This is a genomic window from Prauserella aidingensis (assembly GCF_024171865.1).
GTDB classification, from domain to species: domain Bacteria; phylum Actinomycetota; class Actinomycetes; order Mycobacteriales; family Pseudonocardiaceae; genus Prauserella; species Prauserella aidingensis.
In genome coordinates this window covers 50,158-68,129 of record NZ_JAMTCN010000021.1, presented here as the reverse complement: position 1 = coordinate 68,129, position 17,972 = coordinate 50,158, and the positions used below count along the sequence as shown (strand labels likewise).

Genomic DNA, 17,972 nt, shown 5'->3' with positions numbered 1-17,972 from the left:
AGAGGATGCCGCAGCTCAGAGGGCGTGCGTCAGTTCGGCAGGCTGCCTGCCGGCATCTCCTGGACCTGGTCGGCCGGCGGCTCCTCGACCGTCACCGGAGTGCCCCAGTCGCTGTAGGTCATCTCCATGGTCATGCCGCCCTGGGCCATCTGCGAGGCCGCGCCGCCCGCCTTCTCCGCGGCCTGCTTCATCATCTCGCTCATGTCCATCGTCAGCTTGACCGGCAGCTCGTCGCTGTTCAGCCAGACCTCCATCGGCACCGCGGCGTCGATGCCCTCGAACATCTTCGCGTCGGCGCCGGTGAGCTGACCGGCCTCCTCGGCGAGCTTCTGGAAGTCGAGGTCGATGGTGTAGTGCGTGGTGGGCTCACCGTTCAGCGTGGTCTCCTCGCTGTCGGTGATCTCGCCGGCCTTCTGCGCGAACTCGAGCAGCTTGGTCGGGTCGTTCATCTCGGCGCTCTGCATGCCGCCCTGGCCGAGCTCGTCCATGCTGGACTTCATCCAGCTGCCGCCCATGTTCACGTAGACGGTCTGCCCGATCATGCGGGTCTCGAACTGCTGACCCCCGCCCGGCATCGACATCTTCATGGAGATCTTGGGCTCGTCGCCGAACTCGCCCTCGCCCGTGGCCGTCATCTCCTGCCCGGCGAACGCCATGGTCATGTCGAACTTGGCGCTCTTCTTCGCGGACGTGCTCTGCGACGCGGCGTCGGCCAGCGCGCCCGCGTCCTTGAACAGGCTGCCGGCAGCGGCGCCGTTACCACCGCTGCCGTCGCCCGAGCCGCCGCCCGCGGCGCTGTCGTCTCCCCCGCCACAGGCGGACAGCGTGAGCACGAGGGCTGCGGCCCCCGCCACCAGTGTGGTCTTGCGCATGTGAGGTCCCCAAAATCGTCGATGCGGGCGTTGCTGCCCTGCGTTTCCCCTTCGATGTTCCGGCAACGGTAGCGGTTCCGTGGTCTGCGCCACGGTTCGCGGTGGCTTACGGGGAGGAAACGTCACGTCCGGTGACGGGCGCGTGGCGGGGTGTCATGGGTCGAGCCCCGCGCGCGACGCCAACAGCCGCCGGAGTGACGCCAACCGGGCGCCCGCGGCATCGAGGTCGTCCAGGGCACAGTCCGGGTCGGCGGGCGGGCCGAGGTGTCCGCAGCCCGAAGGGCATTCCTCGGCGGCTTCGGCGAACCCGTCGAACGCGCCCACGATGTCGTCGGCCGTGACGTGCGCGAGCCCGAACGACCGGACTCCCGGCGTGTCGACGACCCAGCCGCCGTCGTCGCCGGGCAGCGGGAACGCGATCGCGCTCACCGACGTGTGCCGCCCCTTGCCGACCGCGCTGACCTCCGCGGTCGCGAGGTCCGCCTCCGGGACGAGGCGGTTGACGAGCGTCGACTTGCCGACTCCCGAGTGCCCGACGAGGGCCGACACCCGGCCCGTCAGCCGGTCGACGAGTTCGCCGAGGTCGCGGTCGTGGCTCGCCACGACGGCAGGCACGGCCAGGTCGGCGTACTCGGCCAGCAGCTCGTCCGGGTCGGCGAGGTCGGCCTTCGTCAGGCACAGCACCGGTTCGAGCCCGCCCGTGTAGCAGGCGACGAGGCAGCGGTCGATGAACCCGGTGCGCGGTGGCGGGTCGGCGAGGGCCGTCACGATGAGCAACTGTTCGGCGTTGGCGACGACGACGCGCTCGTACGGATCGGTGTCGTCGGCGGTGCGCCGGAGCACGCTGGAACGCTCCTCGACACGCACGATCCGTGCGAGGGTGTCGGGTTTGCCGCTGACGTCGCCGACGAGGTGCACCCGGTCGCCGACGACGATCGGAGTCCTGCCCAGTTCGCGGGCGCGCATGGCGGTGACGGCACGGTCGGGGTCGGACTCGACGGCGCACCGCCAGCGTCCGCGGTCGACCGACGTGACCATCGCGGGAACGGCGTCGGCGTGGGTGGGGCGGCGTTTGCTGCGCGGCCGGGTGCTCTTGCCGGGGCGCACGCGCACGTCGCTCTCGTCGAACCTGCGCCAGTCGCCGCGGGCCACGGGCGTCCACCTTCCTGCCGGGTCACCTGCCGAGGATGCGAGCCACGCCCGTGCGACGCACGGCGTTGCCGCCTGGCTCGCCCGTGGGTAATGATCCCCCATGGGCCTCGCCCGGGGCCGGCAGCCGTGCCACGCTGGTCGGGGAGTCCGTTCGACGAACCAGGGAGACGCCATGTGCGGCCGATACGCCGCCACGAAGAGCCCGGCCGCGTTGATGCAGGAGTTCGAGGCGGCCGACGGCACGGAGGGGCACGCACCCACGGAGAACTACAACGTCGCGCCGACCAAGAACGTGGTCGGGGTCGTGGAGCGGCATCCGCGCGACGCCGAGGGCGACGTCGACACCGATGCGCCCGCCGAACGCGAGCTACGGGTGCTGCGGTGGGGTCTGGTGCCGTTCTGGGCGAAGGACGCCGCCATCGGCAACCGCATGATCAACACACGCGCGGAGACTGCGGCCGAGAAGCCCGCGTTCCGCAAGGCGCTGTCCCGGCGCCGCTGCCTGATCCCCGCCGACGGCTGGTTCGAGTGGAAGGTCGGCCCCGTCCCCGAGGGGCAGCCGAAGAAGAAGGCGCCGAAGGAGCCGTTCTTCATGACCAGCGGAGACGGCTCGTCGCTCGCGTTCGCGGGCATCTGGGAGACGTGGCGTGACCCGAAGGGCGAGCCGGACGCGCCGCCGCTCGTGACGTGCTCGATCATCACGACCGAGGCGCGGGGACAGCTCACCGAGGTCCACGATCGGATGCCGCTGTTGATGACCCAGGACCGCTGGCACGACTGGCTCGACCCCGACCGCACCGACGCGACCTCGCTGCTCGAGCCGCCGGGCCTCGATGTCCTCGACGCGCTCGAGCTGCGGCCCGTGTCGACGCTCGTGAACAACGTGCGCAACAACGGCCCCCAGTTGCTCGACCGGGTCGACGACGCGGTCGAGCTGGACGCCGACGGCGGGGCGTCGACGGCGGGCCCGTCGCCGGAGGCTTCGGCGACGGAAGCGTCGGCGTCGGAGGCGGCCCTGTTCGACGTGCCGGGTGCGCGATGACCACCGCCCGGATCGACACGCCGCACGGTCCGGCGCGGGTCGAACTGCATCTCGCCGACGAGGCGGGCGCCGGGCTGCTGCTCGGGCACGGCGCGGGTGGCGGGATCGATGCGCCGGACCTGGTCGCCGTCGCGGGAGCGGCGCGGAAACAGGGCGTCCACGTGGCGCTGGTGGAGCAGCCGTACCGCGTGGCGGGCAGGAAGGCGCCCGCGCCGGCGAAACAGCTGGACGCGGCGTGGCTGGCCGTCGTCGAGGAGTTGTCCGACCGGTGGTTCGAAGGCCTGCCGCTGGTGTTCGGCGGGCGGTCGTCGGGTGCCAGGGTCGCGTGCCGCACGGCCGAGCAGGGACAGGCCGACGCGGTGCTGTGCCTGGCGTTCCCCGAACACCCGCCCGGCAAGCCGGAGAAGTCGCGGCAGGCCGAGCTGGACGGTGTCGACGTGCCCACGCTGGTCGTGCAGGGGGAGAAGGATCCGTTCGGCAGGCCGGAGGCGGGGCCGCACCGGGAGGTCGTCATGGTGCCGGGCGATCACAGTCTGAAGGCCGGGCTCGACGGCGTCGCCCGTGCGAGCGCGGAGTGGCTCGCCAGGGTCACCCGCCCTCTCGTCTCCTGACACGCGCCGTAACCGGCGACGCGCCGTCGAGCGCCCCCAAGGGCACCTTGGTGGCATTCAACGCCACCAAGGTGCCCTTGGGGGCCGGAACCGCTACTCCGAGCGGGGCTCACCCGGGAGGGTGGGTCAGGACGTGATGGCTGCCACGGTTGCGGTGGTCAGCGCGATCAGGTCGCCGGGTGCGAGTTCGATCTCCAGGCCACGCCGGCCGCCGGAGACCAGCACCGTGGCGAACGTCTCCGCGGAGGCGTCCACGACGAGCGGCAGGCGGGTGCGATGGCCGAGCGGGGAGATCCCGCCGACGACGTACCCCGTCGCCCGTTCCGCCGCAGCGGGGTCGGCCATCCTCGCCTTCTTGCCGCCCACGGCGGCCGCGAGCGCCTTGAGATCGAGTTGCCCCGTGACCGGCACGACTCCGACCGTCAACGCCCCGTCGACGGTCGTGACGAGGGTCTTGAACACCCGCTCCGGTGCGACGCCCAGCGCCTCCGCGGCCTCCGGTCCGTACGACTCGTGGCGGGGATCGTGGTCGTAGGTCCGCAGCGTGTGTTCGACCTCGCGCGTGGTCAGCAGTGCCGTCGCCGGTGTCCCCTTGCCCGCCATGAGGTGCAGGCTAGGCGACCCGGGGAATGCCTCCGACGACGGGCGGGAATACCCGATCGAGGGTCGTCGTTACAGGGGGTGTGCCGACGATTCTGACCAGACCCGAGGGCGCCCGAGGCGTATCCTCGGAGGAGACATATGTGCCGTCGGTGGCGGGTATCCGAAGCCAGCGTGACAGGCACAGCAAGAGCGCCGAGATCACCGTCGACCCGGCCACCGATCTGGAAGGGAACGGTTTGCCGAGCACGCAGAACTCTGCCGAGCCAGCAACCGCCGAGACCGCCGAGCGACCGAGCGCCGCGAACGCAGCCGCGCCCGGCGCTCCCGACCGCGGCGCGGAGGCCGAGAGCCCCGAGGACGAGCAGGATCGCATCGCGCGGTTCGAGCGGGACGCGATGCCGCTCATCGACCAGCTGTACTCGGCCGCTCTGCGGATGACGCGCAACCCGGCCGACGCCGAGGACCTCGTCCAGGAGGCCTACCTCAAGGCGTACTCCGCGTTCTCCTCGTTCAAGAAGGGCACGAACCTGAAGGCCTGGATGTACCGCATCCTGACCAACACGTTCATCAACGGCTACCGCAAACGTCAGCGGCAGCCGTTGCAGCAGCCCACCGAGGAGATCACCGACTGGCAGATCGCCCAGGCGGAGAGCCACACGTCGACCGGTCTGCGTTCGGCCGAGGTGGAGGCGATGGACAAGCTGCCCGACACGGACGTGAAGGCCGCGCTGCAGCAGTTGCCCGAGGAGTTCCGACTCGCCGTGTACCTCGCCGACGTCGAGGGCTTCGCGTACAAGGAGATCGCCGAGATCATGGACACGCCCATCGGCACCGTGATGTCGCGGTTGCACCGTGGTCGCAGTCAGCTGCGGAACCTGCTCGCCGACGTCGCCACCGACCGTGGTTTCATCCGGCCGGCGACCGCGACGCGGGAGGTGGCGGGCCGATGAGCACCCTGGAACAGCCGGACCACAAACCCGAGCAGGGCAGGGACGTCTGCTGCGACGAGGCGCTGGCGGAGATCTACTTGCTGCTCGATCGCGAATGCAGCGCCGAACGTGACGCCGAGCTGCGCAAGCACATCGAGGACTGCCCGCCGTGCCTCGAGGAGTACGGCATCGACGACCAGATCAAGCAGCTGCTGCACCGCAAGTGCGGCGGGGATCAGGCGCCGGTGGACCTCAAGGAGCGACTGCGGGCGTCGATCCGCAAGACCGTGGAGGAACGCGGCGGCGTGCGCCTCAGCGAGACCGAGCTGACGATCGAGCAGGTCCGCGAAGGCTCCGACGGCAGCTGACCCGGCGGCAGGCGGGACCGGGCACGCACCTGGCCGCCGGACACGGCAGCACCACGAATACCCGCACACGGCAAGGCCCCGGCCACTTCCGAGGAAGTGCCGGGGCCTTCGCCGTTCCTGACGGCCGCTCGAGGCGGGTGATCAGGTGTTGGGCTTCTTGCCGTGATTCGCCTTGTTCTTCTTGCGATCGCGGCGCTTACGTGCACGCTTCGACATGTTCATTCCTCCATGACTTGCTGGCCCCAGTGTCGCATGTGCTCCGGTCGACCCCGTCGGCTGGGCCGGACGGTCCGGATGTGACGCGCGCGGCCGGCAGGTGGGTATCGCGGGGGCCGGGTGGGAGTATTGCAGAGCGGATCACGCCCGGTCCGCGTCCGAGTCATGACGATGTGCGGTGGTCGATAACCGATGTCCACACTTGCGGAGCTGCTCGCCGACAACACCGGTCTGCCGGGGGAGGCCGTCGACCATCTGCAACTCGTGGTCGCCGAGTGGCAGCTGCTGGCGGACCTGTCGTTCGCGGACTTCCTGATGTGGGTCCCGGTCGCGGATGGTGAGGGCGACTTCGTGTGCGTCGCGCAGGTGCGGCCGACGACCGGTCCGACCGCGCATGCGGAGGACGTCGTGGGCACACGGTTCACCCCGGAGGAGCATCCGCAGCTGTCGCGGGCCGCGCGTGAACTGCGCCTGTGCCGCGAGGAGGAGCCGCACTGGTACAACGACCTGCCGATGCGCAGGGAGGCGATCCCGGTGCGGTTCGGCGACCGGGCGATCGCCGTACTGAGCCGGGACACGAACCTGGCGTCACCGCGGGTGCCGAGCCCGCTCGAGATCGCCTACCTGGGTAGCGCGGCCGACCTGTGCCAGATGCTGGCCGACGGCACGTATCCGAGCCCGGACGGTGGCACCGACGTGCACACGAGCCCGCGCGTCGGCGACGGGCTGATCCGCATCGACCAGAACGGCACCGTGGTGTTCGCCAGCCCGAACGGCCAGTCCGTCTATCACCGGATGGGCTACGAATCGGATCTGATCGGTGCGCGGCTGGCGCCGTTGACACGGTCGCTGATCCGCGATCCGTTCGACGCCACCGAGATCTCGCACCGCATCCTCGACGCCGTCGCGGGCAAACCCAGCACGCGCGCGGAGGCCGAGTCGCGGCGCGGCGCGGTGGCGCTGTTCCGCGCCCTGCCGCTGCGTCCTGCCGGACGGCCCGCGGGTGCGCTCGTGCTCGCCCGCGACGTCACCGAGGTCAAGCGGCGCGACCGCGCGTTGATGTCGAAGGACGCGACGATCCGCGAGATCCACCACCGCGTGAAGAACAACCTGCAGACCGTCGCCGCGCTGTTGCGGTTGCAGTCCCGCAGGACGCCCAGCGGGGAGGCACGGCAAGCGCTGACCGAGTCGGTGCGCCGGGTGTCGTCGATCGCCATGGTCCACGAGGCGCTGTCGATGTCGGTGGACGAGAAGGTCGACCTGGACAAGCTGTTCGACAACGTGCTGCCGATGGTCGGCGAGGTCGCCACCGCGGAAGCGCACGTGAAACTCTCGCGCAGCGGATCGTTCGGCATCGTGGCGGCCGACATCGCCACACCGTTGGTGATGGTGGTCGCCGAACTGGTGCAGAACGCGGTCGAGCACGCGTTCGAACCCGGAAAGGCGGGCGAGGTGGAGATCGCGGTCGACCGCTCGGCGGGCAGGCTCGACATCATCATCCGCGACGACGGGCGGGGCCTGCCGTCCGGATTCTCACTGGAGCGCGCCGACGGCCTCGGACTGCAGATCGCTCGGACGCTCGTGGAATCCGAGCTGCGTGGGTCGTTGTCGCTGCGCGGCGGCAGCCACGGGGGCACCGAGGCGACGCTGCGGGTTCCGCTCAACCGCCGCGGCTGAGCGGACTCCTCGTCGCCGACGTCGACGTGGTCTGCGGCCGTCGAAACCGTTTTCGCCGTACGACCGGAACGGTCCGGCGATCGGTCCGGAAACGACGGGGATACGCGGTATCCGGTGTCGTGAATGCATTCGTTCGACACGGCCCGTTCGACACGGCCCGTTCGACACGGCCCGTTCGACTCTGGACCTGTTCGACTTTGGACCTGTTCGACTCGACCCGTTCGACTCGACCCGGAGACGCTTGAGGGCCGGCACCCCGAAGGGATGCCGGCCCTCAAACCTTTTGCCTCGGCCCCAGTAAAAAAGTACTTACGTCAATCCGGGCAAAAGGCAGGTCGCGTTGTCTGCGACGGTCTGCTCAGGCGTTGCTGTGCTGACCGACCTGAGCGCGGCGACGCTTCAGCGCACGACGCTCGTCCTCGTCCATGCCGCCCCAGACGCCGGCGTCCTGGCCGCTGGCCAGGGCCCAGGCGAGGCAGTCGGAGGCAACGGTGCAGCGGTGGCATACTGCCTTCGCGGCGGCTACCTGAGAGAGCGCGGGGCCACTGGTGCCCACGGGGAAGAACAGTTCCGGGTCTTCGTCTCGGCAGGCCGCGCGGTTGCGCCAGTCCATTCTTGAGCTCCTTCTCAAGACGCGGGGGTACCCGCGCCAACGTCGTCTTGGCGGTCGTTTTCGGGGTGCTTGTGAATGCTTTCACGAGTCCCGGGCTTCGACAAGTGTTTTCGACGGATCGGTGAGTCAGCTCACGGCCGTGAAACCCCGACCTGACCTGCAGCTTTACCTCGCGGCAACGCCGCCCGTCGACCGAACTTTGCGGCGAGTGGAGCTTCGGCGTCGATAAGCGGTAACCGGGGTTTGCCGGGGGCGATCAGCTGATTGCTGTTCACCGGCTGCGACCAGTCATACCGCGACGGTGAGCGCCTGCGGGACGCTCCGGAACTCCACCCTGGTGCGTGTGCCGACCAGGTCTCCGTCGACCTGAAAGTTTACGGGTTTTTCGGCTTTCACGCAGACGGATGACACATCGTCGTGTCGCACGAGCCGGCTACCCCGGTGTTTGCCCTGTTTCAGGGCCTGGCGGAGGTGGCGCAGCACGGTCGTCATGCCCATGCCGCGCAGCGCGAACAGTCCGAGCCCGCCGTCGAACGAGCAGGTCGTGTTCAGGTGGACCGGCCGCGGCCCGAGGTAGCTCCACGGGTCGGTGTTGGAGACGAACACCGTCCGCGCCTCCACGGGCTCCTCGTCGCCGGGAAGGCCGATGCTCATCGCCGGCCTGCCGTGCGGGGGCCGGAGGTACGCGGAGACGGCCGTGCGGGCGTACAGCGACGGGCTCGTGCGTTTGCCACGCCGGGCGTCCACTCCCTCCACGACGTCGGCGTCCCACCCCAGGCCGGCGTTGAAGGTGAACCAGCGCGCGCCGCTGGCCACGGCGCCGGTGACGTCGTCGGCCCCGGTGCCCCCGCTCTCGGCGATGCCGAGCCCCACCCGTCGCGTGGAGCGGGTCTCGACGGCGTGCAGGAGGCGGTGGGTGGCCTCGACGGGATCGCGGGGGAGCCCGAGCGCGCGGGCGAAGACGTTCGCCGAGCCGCCCGGGACGACGCCCAGCATCGGCGCGGGCACGGCGGCGCGGCGGGCACCGTCCATGAGGCCGTTGACGACCTCGTTGACCGTGCCGTCACCGCCGTGGGCGACGACGAGGTCGACGTCGCCCAGCTCACCGCGGGCGGCCGCACGGGCGACCGTCATCGCGTGACCGCGGTGCTCGGTCTCGACCACCTCGAGCTTCACCTGACTGGCGAGGGCGTGCGCCAGGACGTCACGCCCTCCCGGTGAGGTGGCGGTGGCCTGTGGATTCACGACGAGAACTGCGCGCACTCGTCCAGCGTAGGTGAATCGTCAGCCCATTCTCCTCGCCTGCTGCCTCCTGCTCGGTCGGCGAACGTGTCGACTTCCGCCGTGACGAGTGCACCCCGGAACGACCACCCGGCTCATCGACGACACCTCGAATCCTTGTCGCGATGCCGGGCGGCGGAAAACGGCCGTCCGGGTGGCATACCATCGAAACCGTTCACGCACGGTCACATCCGAGGGAAGGCCCGCTCGTGGCGCTCGCCGACAAGATCTCGCCCGCGCCCCGCGAAGTCCGTTACGCGGGGCTGCTGACGGCACTGCCGGGCTTCGCGCTCATCGCGATCGGCATCGTGCTCGCGGTCACCGGCACCAGCCCCGACCTGGTCGCGGAGGTGAGCTACTACGCCGTCCTCGGCCTCGCCGTGCTGGCGTGCGCGACGGGTCTGCTGCTGGGCAAGACGTGGGCGCGGTCGCCGTCCCTCGTCGTCGCGCTGATCCTGGTGGGTGTCGGCTGGTACGCGACCGGCCCGTCGGACCAGTCCGGGTTCGGGGTGCCGATCATGATCGCCGGGGTCGCGGTCATCGTGCTGTTGTTCCGCCGGGACTCGCGCGCGTGGGTGCTGGGGCAGCGGCCCGACGAGACGGAGGACGAGGCCGCGCGTCGCGGTGGAGTGTCCGGCCGGGCGGCCGAGCGCGAACGTGACGAGCCCGGCGACCGCTGAGCGCCGGCACCCGGAATCGCCGCGGCGTCAGCCCGCGTCGCCTGCGAGAGCCCGCAAGGGTGCGTCGGTGAGGCGGTAGACGGTCCACTCGTCCATGGCCTCGGCGTCGAGGGACTCGTAGAAGGCCCGCGCGGGGTTCCAGTTCAGCACCCACCACTCGAGGCGTGCGTACCCGCGCTCGACGCATTCGGCGGCGAGCGCGGCGAGCAGGGTCTTGCCGAGGCCGGAACCGCGGTGCTCGGGGCGGACGAACAGGTCCTCCAGGTAGATGCCGTGGACGCCGCGCCAGGTCGAGAAGTTGAGGAACCACAGCGCGAAGCCCACGACCTCACCGTCGGCCTCGGCGACGTGGCCGTAGAGCGCGGGCTTGTCCGCGAACAGTGCGGTGTGCAGTTGTTCGGCGGTCAGGTGGCACTCGTCGGGCGCCTTCTCGTACGCGGCCAGCGCGTGGACCAGATCGACGACGGCGTCGACGTCGTCGGTGCGGATGCGGCGGATCGTCATGGTGTCGAGCTTCGCACCGTGGCCCTCGCCCGCCGGGGGCGAGGTCGGGGTTCAGGTCGGCGGGACGTTGAGATGGCGGATCTGCGGCGCACCACGGTCGTAGCCGAGTGCGGAGATGCTCGCCGGGTCGACGCGGAAGCCTTCCCCGAGTGCCACGTCGAGGCCGAGCCAGCGGGCGATCAGTACGCGGCTGAAGTGGCCGTGCCCGACGAGTACGACGTCGCCGTCGGCCAGGGCCGCGCGGGCACGGTCGAGAACGCGGTCGCCGCGTGCCGCGACCTGTGCGGGGGTCTCGCCGTCCGGCGCGCCGTCGGTCCACAGTGTCCAGTCGGGGACGGTGCGGTGGATCTCGTCCGTGGTGGTGCCCTCGTACCGGCCGTAGTCCCACTCGGCGAGGTCCTCCGTGGCCTCGTCGACGTCGATGCCGGCCAGTCTCGCCGTGTGCTCCGCGCGCAGCCGCGGGCTGGACAGCACCAGCGCCGGATGGCGGCCTCCGTGCAGGACGGCGTAGGTGCGGCCGGCCGCGTGTGCCTGTCGCTCACCGACGCCGGTCAGGGGGACGTCGGTGTGGCTGGTGTGTTTGCCCGCGGCCGACCACTCGGTCTGGCCGTGCCGGATGAGCAGGATCGAGTGTTCGGACACGCGGGAACCGTATCCCGACACGAAGGTTACCGGTCGGTAATATGCCGACATGACCTCTCAGGACGTGGCGGGCCCGGCGACGAACCCGACCTATGCGATGTGGCGGAAGCTCTCCGACTCGGCGATCGGCAGGGGCGTGTTCTCCGCCGCGATGTGCCTGCGCGTGCCGTACTTCGGCTCGGTGCTGCCGAGGGTGCGGGACATGCGGCCCGGCCGTTGCGAGGTGGCGGCCCCGAAGTGGTGGGGAGTGCACAACCACCTGGGCACGTTCCACGCCATCGCCGCCTGCAACCTCGCCGAGATCGCCATGGGCATGCTCGCCGAGGCGACCGTTCCGACCACTCACCGCTGGATCCCGAAGGGGATGTCGGTGTCGTACGTCGCGAAGGCCCGGACGTCGCTGACCGCCGTTGCCGAGCTGTCGGAACTGCCGGAGCTTCCGGCCGGCGGCGACGGTGTCGAGGTGATCGTGCCGGTCGACGTCCGGGATCGTGCGGGTCGGACGGTCGTCACCGCCGAGATCACGATCTGGCTCACGCCGAGGACGTGAGCACTGCGGTCGGGCGCGCCGGGTCGGCGGAGAGCCGCACGCCGGGTAGGCCGAGGATCACAGGGCGCAGGTGACACCTTGTTGGCGCGGCGCCATTAAGCTGACCGGATGAACTTCGGTAGCGATGTGAAAGATCCTCGTGTTTACCGTTGCCTACTCTGCGGTAACCGGGCCAGCATCTCGACCCATGACACAGTCGTCCCGCCGGACAATGTCCCGCAGGCAGTTCCTCGGCTACACGGCCCTGAGCTCGGCCGCCGCCTACGGCCTCACGACCATCTCCGCCAGGCAGGCACACGCGGCCGACGCCCGCGACGGCCTGCCGGAGTTCTCGCCCGCCGTCGTGATCGGCACGGGCTACGGCGCGGCGGTGACGGCACTCCGTCTCGGTGAGGCCGGTATCCCGACGGTCATGCTCGAGATGGGGCAGCTGTGGGACACGCCCACCGCCGACGGGTCGATCTTCTCGCCGATGCTCTCGCCCGACAAACGGTCCATGTGGCTCAAGGACCGCAGCGAGATGCCGCTCGCGTCGTTCCTGTGGATCGACATCAACACCCGCATCGAGCGCTACGCCGGTGTGCTCGATCGCGTGCACTACGGCGACATGTCGGTCTACCTCGGCCGCGGCGTCGGCGGCGGGTCGCTGGTCAACGGCGCGATGGCCGTGACCCCGCGGCGGTCGTACTTCGAGGAGATCCTCCCCGACGTCGACGCCGACGAGATGTACGGCACCTACTTTCCGCGCGCCAACACGGCACTCGGCGTCAACGAGATCGACAGGGACTGGTTCGAGAGCTGCGAGTCGTACCGGTACGCGCGGCTGTCGCGGAAGCACGCCGAGAAGGCCGGCTACCGGACCGCGTTCGTGCCGAGCGTCTACGACTTCGACTACATGCGCCGCGAAGAGGCGGGCGAGGTGCCACGGTCGGCGCTCGACTTCGAGGTCATCTTCGGCAACAACCACGGCAAACGCTCGCTCGACAAGACGTACCTGGCCGCGGCGCTGGGCACGGGCAACGTCACGATCAAGACGTTGCAGGAGGTGCGGGACATCCGCAGGAGCGCCGACGGCACGTACCGGCTCACCGTGCGCGAGCTCGACGAGACGGGCGGCACCGTCGCGCGACGGGAGATGGGCGCGCGGCATCTGTTCCTCGGCGCGGGCAGCATCGGGTCCACCGAGCTGCTGGTGCGGGCGAGGGACACCGGCACCCTGCCCCGCCTCGGTGAGGAGATCGGGCAGGGCTGGGGGCCGAACGGCAACGTCATGGTGGGCCGCGCCAACCACGCCTGGGACCTCACGGGCACGCTGCAGTCGGGGATGCCCGCGCTGGGGATCGACGCCTGGGACGACCCGGACAACCCGGTGTTCGCCGAGATCGCGCCGATGCCGGCCGGGATCGAACTGTGGGTGAGCCTGTATCTCGCGATCACGAAGAACCCCGCACGCGGCCACTTCACCTACGATGCGGCGTCCGACTCGGCGCGACTGCACTGGACCGCCGAGCAGGGGCAGGCCTCGATCGACGCGGCGAAGGTGCACTTCGACCGCATCAACGGCGTCAACAACACGGTGTACCGCCACGACCTGTTCGGGGACACGCGGGCGTTCGAGAACCGGTTCACCTACCACCCGCTGGGCGGCGCCGTCCTCGGCGAGGCGACCGATCTGTACGGACGCGTGAAGGGCTACGACAACCTGTACGTCACCGACGGGTCGTTGATCCCCGGCAGCACCGGGGTGAACCCGTTCGTCACGATCACCGCCCTGGCCGAGCGCAACGTCGACCGCGTCCTCGCGGAGGACATCCGCCGCTGATCGCCGGCGTCTCGCCCCAAAGGAGACGGACCTCAGGCGGGTGCGTTCGCGCGGAGCTCGGCGTAGCGGGCGAGGCAGTCCTCGTAGCGGGGCAGCAGGCCGGCGTCGCGGGCCTCGGCGAGTGACGGCGCCGCGCGGTCCTTGTCGGAGAGGACGTACTCGACGTCGTCGGGCCACGGCAGGCCGAGGGCCGGGTCGAGCGGGTCGATGCCGTGCTCGGCGGGCGGGTTGTACGACGTCGAGCACAGGTACGACATCACGGTGTCGTCGTCCAGCGCGATGAAGCCGTGGCCCAGTCCTTCGGCGATGTACACCCCTCGGAACGTGTGACTGTCGAGCGTCACCGTGTCCCATGCGCCGAACGTGGGCGAGCCCGTGCGCAGGTCCACGACGACGTCCAGCAGGGAGCCCTTGGGGCAGTAGACGTACTTGCCCTGGCCGGGGGGCACGTCGGTGAAGTGGATCCCGCGGACCGTGCCGCGCCGCGACACGCTGTGGTTCGTCTGCGCCACCGTCATGGGGTGCCCGACGGCGTCGAGGAACGCCGGTTCCTGGAACGGGGCGGTGAACAGCCCACGGTGATCGGGGAAGACGGGCGGGGTGAACTCCATGGCGTGCGGAACGGCCAGCGCGCGGGCGTGCATGCCTGAATCGTAGGCAGCCCCGCGTAGCGGGTCCGGTTGGGTGGTGGCGGGCGACGGGAGGGCCCTATGGAGCCCTGCGTAGCGGGTCCGGTCGGGTGGCGGAGGATGACGGGAGGGCCGTAGGCAGCCCCGCGTAGCGGGCTTCACGTGCCACGCAAGTCGGATGTCCGTCTTGCTATTGGCGATGTGACCTGCGAAAACGGGTCGATCTTTGTGATCCGGGCCGCACCGGCACGGCCGATCGCCCGCGGAGATGTCACACTGGGCGAACCGCCGCGTCCGCGGCTACGCCTGAACCAAGGGCCTTATGACGGACACCTTGCCGGCAGACGGTGCTACCGCGCCGAGTCGCCGGGACCAAGGAGCCCACGCGAACCGACGGGATGCCCGTCGGTGATTTCCCTTTTTCAGCCCTGGAGATAGACGTGTCCCAAGCTCAGGTGAGTGACGACGACATCTTCGGCGGACACGAGGGCGGCAAGCTCTCCGTGTCGGCCACTCGGCCCATCACGCAGGCGCGTGACCTGTCCATCGCCTACACCCCCGGGGTAGCGAAGGTCAGCCGCGCGATCGAGCAGCAGCCCGAGCTCGCGAAGCGGTACACGTGGGCCGACCGGCTCGTGGCAGTGGTCAGCGACGGCACGGCGGTACTCGGACTCGGTGACATCGGCGCGAGCGCATCGCTGCCGGTCATGGAGGGCAAGTCGGTTCTGTTCAAGACGTTCGCCGGGTTGGACTCGATCCCGCTCGTGCTGGACACCAGCAACGTCGACGAGATCGTCGAGACCCTGGTGCGGCTGCGCCCGTCGTTCGGTGCGGTGAACCTGGAGGACGTGTCGGCGCCGCGGTGCTTCGAGCTCGAGGACAAGCTCAAGGACGCGCTGGACTGTCCGGTCATGCACGACGACCAGCACGGCACGGCCATCGTGGTGCTTGCCGCGCTGCGGGGCGCGAACCTCGTGGCCGGCCGGGACATCGCCGACCAGCGTGTGGTGATCTCCGGCGCGGGCGCCGCGGGGGTGGCGTGCGCGAAGATCCTGCAGGCCGCGGGTGTCGGCGACGTGACGATGCTCGACTCGCGCGGGATCATCCACGCGGGCAGGGACAATCTCAACGCGATCAAGTCCGAGCTGGCCGAGACGACCAACGCGGCGGGCCTGCGCGGCGGGATCGACGAGGCGATGGCCGGTGCGGACGTGTTCATCGGCCTGTCGAGTGCGACGATCGACGAGAACCTGCTCGCGACCATGGCGCCGCAGCCGATCGTGTTCGCACTGTCCAATCCGGACCCGGAGGTTCACCCGGACGTCGCGGCGAAGTACGCGTCCGTCGTGGCGACCGGCCGCAGTGACTTCCCGAACCAGATCAACAACGTGCTGGCGTTCCCGGGTGTGTTCCGCGGCGCGCTGGACGCCGGTGCGCGGGCGATTACGGAGAACATGAAGCTCGCGGCGGCCGAGGCGATCGTGTCGGTGGCCGCCGACGAGCTGTCGGCCGATCGCATCGTGCCGAGTCCGCTCGACCCGAGGGTGGCCGAGGAGGTCGCCACGGCCGTCACCAAGGCAGCGGAGGCCGACGGCGTCGTCGGCTGACGCCGCGAACCAGGTACCGGGCACTGCCCCCAAGGGCACTTTGGTGGCGTTGAACGCAACCAAAGTGCCCCTGGGGGCTTCACGTCGTCAGTCGGCGAGTTCGTGACGGACCTCGGCGACGCGGTGGCGCGGCAGGTCGATGAGCCGGTCGTCGGACACGTCGTCGGGGGCGTCCGGCCAGATGTTGCCCAGTCGCCCGTGTGCCCGTGTGAGCACGGCACGGGCCGCCGCGTCGGTGTGACCGGTCGCGGTGGCGGGCGGCTCGGCCACGACCACCGCGTGCGTGTTGTCCGGCGTGCTGCGCAACAGGCGGAGACGGTACTTCGGCCCGATCAGTTCGGTGAGGCCGCGTTGCGACGCGGCGTCGGCGAGGTCGGGGTGCGAGTTGGGCAGCAGCACCGCCACGCGGTCGGCGTTGACGGCCAGCAGCGTGCGCAGCAGCCACGGCCCGGGGTCCGCCCCGAGGTCGACGGCCACGGCCGTGCCCGGCTTGGTCGTGACCGGTTTCGTCCAGTCGGCGCCGCGTTCCTCGACGTCCAGCCCGTTCTGGCCGGCGATGGTCCGCAGCGCCGTCAGCAGTTCGTTCGTGGTCTCACCCGCCTCGAGCGACTGGGCACCGCGCGTGTAGATCGTCTGTTTGCTGGTCTTCCTGCCGCCTTTGCGGGCCTTCGTGGTGGGCTGGCAGACGTACAGGTCCGCTGCGCTGCCGATCGCCTGTGCACCGCTGTAGCGGTGGAAGCCGGGCACGATCGACTCGAAGGCGAGGCCCAGTCCGACCAGCGCCCGCTGCGTGCGGTGGCCGAGCGCGGGGTGGCGGGGGCTGTAGCCGTAGGCGAGCACCAGGCGGCCCGCGGGCGGATCGGCGAGGCATTCGAGGCCACGTGTGGCGAACAACGCCATGCCCTCCGGGGTGTACGGCGGGTCGCTGAACACGATGTCGGCCTTGCCCATCACCGACAGTGGAAGGCCGAATCGCAGGTCTGCGTGGACGGTCCGGATCGTGCGGGAGCTCTGGCGGTCGACGTAGTCGAGGATCCGGTCGTCGACGTCGATCACGGTCAGGTCGGACTCGGGGCGCAGCGCCCGTACCGCCAGGGACGTCAGGTCGTGGTCGCCGAGGAACGTCAGCCGGGTGGTGCGCAGGTCGTAGTGTTCGTCGAGCCAGCGGGCGCGGCGCACGACCGTGTCGGCGGTGGCCTGCACGTGGTCGAGCGCGGGCAGCGGCGGCGGTACGTGCGCGATGTGGCGCGCCACCTCCGCTTCGAGCCCGTCGGTGGCGTGCGGGCTGCCCGCCTCCTCGCGGTGGGCGTCGACCACGTCGGGCCGTAGCCGGACGTGGTCGCCGTCGCGTTCGAGGTCGTCGCCGAGGGCCTGGAGCAGTTCCTCGACCGTGCGCCGGGGAGCGGCCAGTTCGCGCACGAGATCGTCGAACTGCCAGCTGCGCTCGGCCAGTAACGCGATGGCGGATCGCAGCGACTTCGCGTCCACGCCGAACACCTGACGCACCGAATTCATGGCGCCTACCCTATTGGCTCCGCAGGTCGCGGTCGGCGCCAGGATCGGCCGGTTACGCGCGGTCGCCGACGACACTGCGGTCCGCGACGTCTCGCGGACCCCGTCCCCGGTGGAGGAGACGCTCTGTCGCACCGCGGCGCGGGCGCAGGCGCCGCGGTGCGATATCGAACGGGGAATCGACTTCCGTCCGAATGGTCTCGGGTTCCGCCCGCGGTTCCGTGCCCGCCGGAGTGTCCCGCCGGGAGGGCAGGGACGCGGATCGCTTCCGCATCGGTCGCGGGCGTCCGATCTTCGGAAGAATCGCGCATCCGGGATGTCATCTGCCGTGTTCCTTCCGCTTGGCGGAAAGTGTGCCGGGTGGCCACGAGGTGTCTTTCTCGTCACGAAGCTCGCCGCTACGACCTTCGTTCCAGACCTTCGGAGGGGGCTGAACGAATGGTTCTGCCTGTGCGATGCAACGGAGGTCGCGCCGCACGGTCACGAATCGAAACCGTTCCGCCTCGAGGAGTGGACCATTGCGCCGCTGCGCTTGCTGCAAACGGAGCAGCAATCCGACTTTGGTTGCAATTCCATGAAAAATCGGGGGGATTTGTTCTCGCTTCGGTCTCGTTACTGTCTCGAGTTATTCCGGACAAAGTTCGAACGGAAGGGAAAACCGT

19 protein-coding genes are annotated in these 17,972 nt (G+C 70.1%); 9 read left to right on the top strand and 10 right to left on the bottom strand.

From position 1 onward, the window contains the following. Nucleotides 1-29: 29 nt before the first annotated feature. Both LY13_RS19075 and rsgA read right to left on the bottom strand, forming a co-directional pair. A complete protein-coding gene (locus LY13_RS19075; protein WP_253829959.1) occupies nt 30-872 on the bottom strand; it encodes an SCO4651 family lipoprotein in 843 nt (280 codons plus the stop codon). A 153-nt stretch (nt 873-1,025) separates the two neighbouring features. Further along, the gene (gene rsgA / locus LY13_RS19070; protein ID WP_253829958.1) at nt 1,026-2,024 is read right to left on the bottom strand and encodes a ribosome small subunit-dependent GTPase A; all 999 of its coding nucleotides are present in this window, start codon (nt 2,022-2,024) and stop codon (nt 1,026-1,028) included. Nucleotides 2,025-2,196: 172 nt separating this feature from the next. Here rsgA and LY13_RS19065 point away from each other — a divergent pair, with 172 nt between their 5' ends. Next, nucleotides 2,197-3,066, top strand: coding sequence for an SOS response-associated peptidase (locus LY13_RS19065; protein WP_253829957.1), 870 nt, complete (start codon nt 2,197-2,199; stop codon nt 3,064-3,066). Next, complete coding sequence (locus LY13_RS19060; RefSeq protein ID WP_253829956.1) at nt 3,063-3,677, top strand: alpha/beta hydrolase family protein; 615 nt, start codon at nt 3,063-3,065, stop codon at nt 3,675-3,677. The genes LY13_RS19065 and LY13_RS19060 overlap by 4 nt, the downstream gene beginning before the upstream one ends. Before the next feature lie 126 nt (nt 3,678-3,803). Here the strand turns inward: LY13_RS19060 and ybaK are convergent, their stop codons facing one another. After that, nucleotides 3,804-4,280 (bottom strand): Cys-tRNA(Pro) deacylase, encoded by a 477-nt coding sequence (gene ybaK, locus LY13_RS19055; protein WP_253829955.1) that lies wholly within the window; start codon nt 4,278-4,280, stop codon nt 3,804-3,806. 236 nt (nt 4,281-4,516) lie between these two features. Between ybaK and LY13_RS19050 the strand changes: the two genes are divergently transcribed. After that, complete coding sequence (locus tag LY13_RS19050; protein WP_301299365.1) at nt 4,517-5,230, top strand: sigma-70 family RNA polymerase sigma factor; 714 nt, start codon at nt 4,517-4,519, stop codon at nt 5,228-5,230. Beyond that, nucleotides 5,227-5,577 carry a mycothiol system anti-sigma-R factor gene (gene rsrA, locus LY13_RS19045; protein ID WP_253829954.1) on the top strand — a complete coding sequence of 117 codons (351 nt, stop codon included), beginning with the start codon at nt 5,227-5,229 and terminating at the stop codon, nt 5,575-5,577. Before LY13_RS19050 ends, rsrA begins: the two co-directional genes overlap by 4 nt. Nucleotides 5,578-5,718: 141 nt before the next feature. Here rsrA and LY13_RS26205 read toward each other — a convergent pair whose 3' ends face one another. Next, nucleotides 5,719-5,793 carry a 50S ribosomal protein bL37 gene (locus LY13_RS26205; RefSeq protein WP_369299110.1) on the bottom strand — a complete coding sequence of 25 codons (75 nt, stop codon included), beginning with the start codon at nt 5,791-5,793 and terminating at the stop codon, nt 5,719-5,721. Nucleotides 5,794-5,985: 192 nt separating this feature from the next. Between LY13_RS26205 and LY13_RS19040 the strand changes: the two genes are divergently transcribed. Next, nucleotides 5,986-7,470, top strand: coding sequence for a sensor histidine kinase (locus LY13_RS19040; RefSeq protein ID WP_253829953.1), 1,485 nt, complete (start codon nt 5,986-5,988; stop codon nt 7,468-7,470). Between the two features lie 358 nt (nt 7,471-7,828). Here LY13_RS19040 and LY13_RS19035 read toward each other — a convergent pair whose 3' ends face one another. Then, the gene (locus LY13_RS19035) at nt 7,829-8,083 is read right to left on the bottom strand and encodes a WhiB family transcriptional regulator (protein WP_183655860.1); all 255 of its coding nucleotides are present in this window, start codon (nt 8,081-8,083) and stop codon (nt 7,829-7,831) included. Between the two features lie 288 nt (nt 8,084-8,371). Beyond that, on the bottom strand, nt 8,372-9,346 hold the full coding sequence (locus LY13_RS19030) for a diacylglycerol/lipid kinase family protein (protein ID WP_253829952.1): 975 nt from the start codon (nt 9,344-9,346) through the stop codon (nt 8,372-8,374). Between the two features lie 227 nt (nt 9,347-9,573). Between LY13_RS19030 and LY13_RS19025 the strand changes: the two genes are divergently transcribed. Beyond that, on the top strand, nt 9,574-10,044 hold the full coding sequence (locus tag LY13_RS19025) for a hypothetical protein (RefSeq protein WP_253829951.1): 471 nt from the start codon (nt 9,574-9,576) through the stop codon (nt 10,042-10,044). Between the two features lie 27 nt (nt 10,045-10,071). On the opposite strand, the gene LY13_RS19020 is transcribed toward LY13_RS19025, so the two are convergent. Continuing rightward, the gene (locus LY13_RS19020) at nt 10,072-10,548 is read right to left on the bottom strand and encodes a GNAT family N-acetyltransferase (RefSeq protein WP_253829950.1); all 477 of its coding nucleotides are present in this window, start codon (nt 10,546-10,548) and stop codon (nt 10,072-10,074) included. A gap of 51 nt (nt 10,549-10,599) precedes the next feature. Further along, nucleotides 10,600-11,241: a histidine phosphatase family protein gene (locus LY13_RS19015; RefSeq protein WP_253829949.1), complete on the bottom strand. Its 642-nt coding sequence runs from the start codon at nt 11,239-11,241 to the stop codon at nt 10,600-10,602. Here LY13_RS19015 and LY13_RS19010 point away from each other — a divergent pair. Beyond that, nucleotides 11,240-11,740 carry a hotdog fold domain-containing protein gene (locus tag LY13_RS19010; RefSeq protein ID WP_253829948.1) on the top strand — a complete coding sequence of 167 codons (501 nt, stop codon included), beginning with the start codon at nt 11,240-11,242 and terminating at the stop codon, nt 11,738-11,740. The two genes, LY13_RS19015 and LY13_RS19010, sit on opposite strands and share 2 nt — an antisense overlap. A gap of 187 nt (nt 11,741-11,927) precedes the next feature. Beyond that, entirely contained in the window at nt 11,928-13,562 is a 1,635-nt protein-coding gene (locus LY13_RS19005; RefSeq protein WP_253829947.1) for a GMC oxidoreductase, read from the top strand. A 32-nt stretch (nt 13,563-13,594) separates the two neighbouring features. Here the strand turns inward: LY13_RS19005 and LY13_RS19000 are convergent, their stop codons facing one another. Further along, complete coding sequence (locus tag LY13_RS19000; RefSeq protein ID WP_253829946.1) at nt 13,595-14,206, bottom strand: dTDP-4-dehydrorhamnose 3,5-epimerase family protein; 612 nt, start codon at nt 14,204-14,206, stop codon at nt 13,595-13,597. A gap of 383 nt (nt 14,207-14,589) precedes the next feature. Between LY13_RS19000 and LY13_RS18995 the strand changes: the two genes are divergently transcribed. Then, on the top strand, nt 14,590-15,798 hold the full coding sequence (locus LY13_RS18995) for an NAD(P)-dependent malic enzyme (RefSeq protein WP_253829945.1): 1,209 nt from the start codon (nt 14,590-14,592) through the stop codon (nt 15,796-15,798). An 87-nt stretch (nt 15,799-15,885) separates the two neighbouring features. Here LY13_RS18995 and LY13_RS18990 read toward each other — a convergent pair whose 3' ends face one another. Continuing rightward, nucleotides 15,886-17,313: a bis-aminopropyl spermidine synthase family protein gene (locus tag LY13_RS18990; RefSeq protein WP_253829944.1), complete on the bottom strand. Its 1,428-nt coding sequence runs from the start codon at nt 17,311-17,313 to the stop codon at nt 15,886-15,888. Between the last annotated feature and the right edge of the window lie 659 nt (nt 17,314-17,972).

Excerpts from the sequence above, each read along its gene's own strand:
- LY13_RS19075 (WP_253829959.1), bottom strand. The coding sequence starts at position 872 with ATGCGCAAGACCACACTGGTGGCGGGGGCCGCAGCCCTCGTGCTCACG.
- LY13_RS19065 (WP_253829957.1), top strand. The coding sequence starts at position 2,197 with ATGTGCGGCCGATACGCCGCCACGAAGAGCCCGGCCGCGTTGATGCAG.
- LY13_RS19060 (WP_253829956.1), top strand. The coding sequence starts at position 3,063 with ATGACCACCGCCCGGATCGACACGCCGCACGGTCCGGCGCGGGTCGAA.
- ybaK (WP_253829955.1), bottom strand. The coding sequence starts at position 4,280 with ATGGCGGGCAAGGGGACACCGGCGACGGCACTGCTGACCACGCGCGAG.
- rsrA (WP_253829954.1), top strand. The coding sequence starts at position 5,227 with ATGAGCACCCTGGAACAGCCGGACCACAAACCCGAGCAGGGCAGGGAC.
- LY13_RS19040 (WP_253829953.1), top strand. The coding sequence starts at position 5,986 with ATGTCCACACTTGCGGAGCTGCTCGCCGACAACACCGGTCTGCCGGGG.
- LY13_RS19035 (WP_183655860.1), bottom strand. The coding sequence starts at position 8,083 with ATGGACTGGCGCAACCGCGCGGCCTGCCGAGACGAAGACCCGGAACTG.
- LY13_RS19020 (WP_253829950.1), bottom strand. The coding sequence starts at position 10,548 with ATGACGATCCGCCGCATCCGCACCGACGACGTCGACGCCGTCGTCGAT.
- LY13_RS19010 (WP_253829948.1), top strand. The coding sequence starts at position 11,240 with ATGACCTCTCAGGACGTGGCGGGCCCGGCGACGAACCCGACCTATGCG.
- LY13_RS19015 (WP_253829949.1), bottom strand. The coding sequence starts at position 11,241 with ATGTCGGCATATTACCGACCGGTAACCTTCGTGTCGGGATACGGTTCC.
- LY13_RS19005 (WP_253829947.1), top strand. The coding sequence starts at position 11,928 with ATGACACAGTCGTCCCGCCGGACAATGTCCCGCAGGCAGTTCCTCGGC.
- LY13_RS19000 (WP_253829946.1), bottom strand. The coding sequence starts at position 14,206 with ATGCACGCCCGCGCGCTGGCCGTTCCGCACGCCATGGAGTTCACCCCG.
- LY13_RS18995 (WP_253829945.1), top strand. The coding sequence starts at position 14,590 with ATGCCCGTCGGTGATTTCCCTTTTTCAGCCCTGGAGATAGACGTGTCC.
- LY13_RS18990 (WP_253829944.1), bottom strand. The coding sequence starts at position 17,313 with ATGAATTCGGTGCGTCAGGTGTTCGGCGTGGACGCGAAGTCGCTGCGA.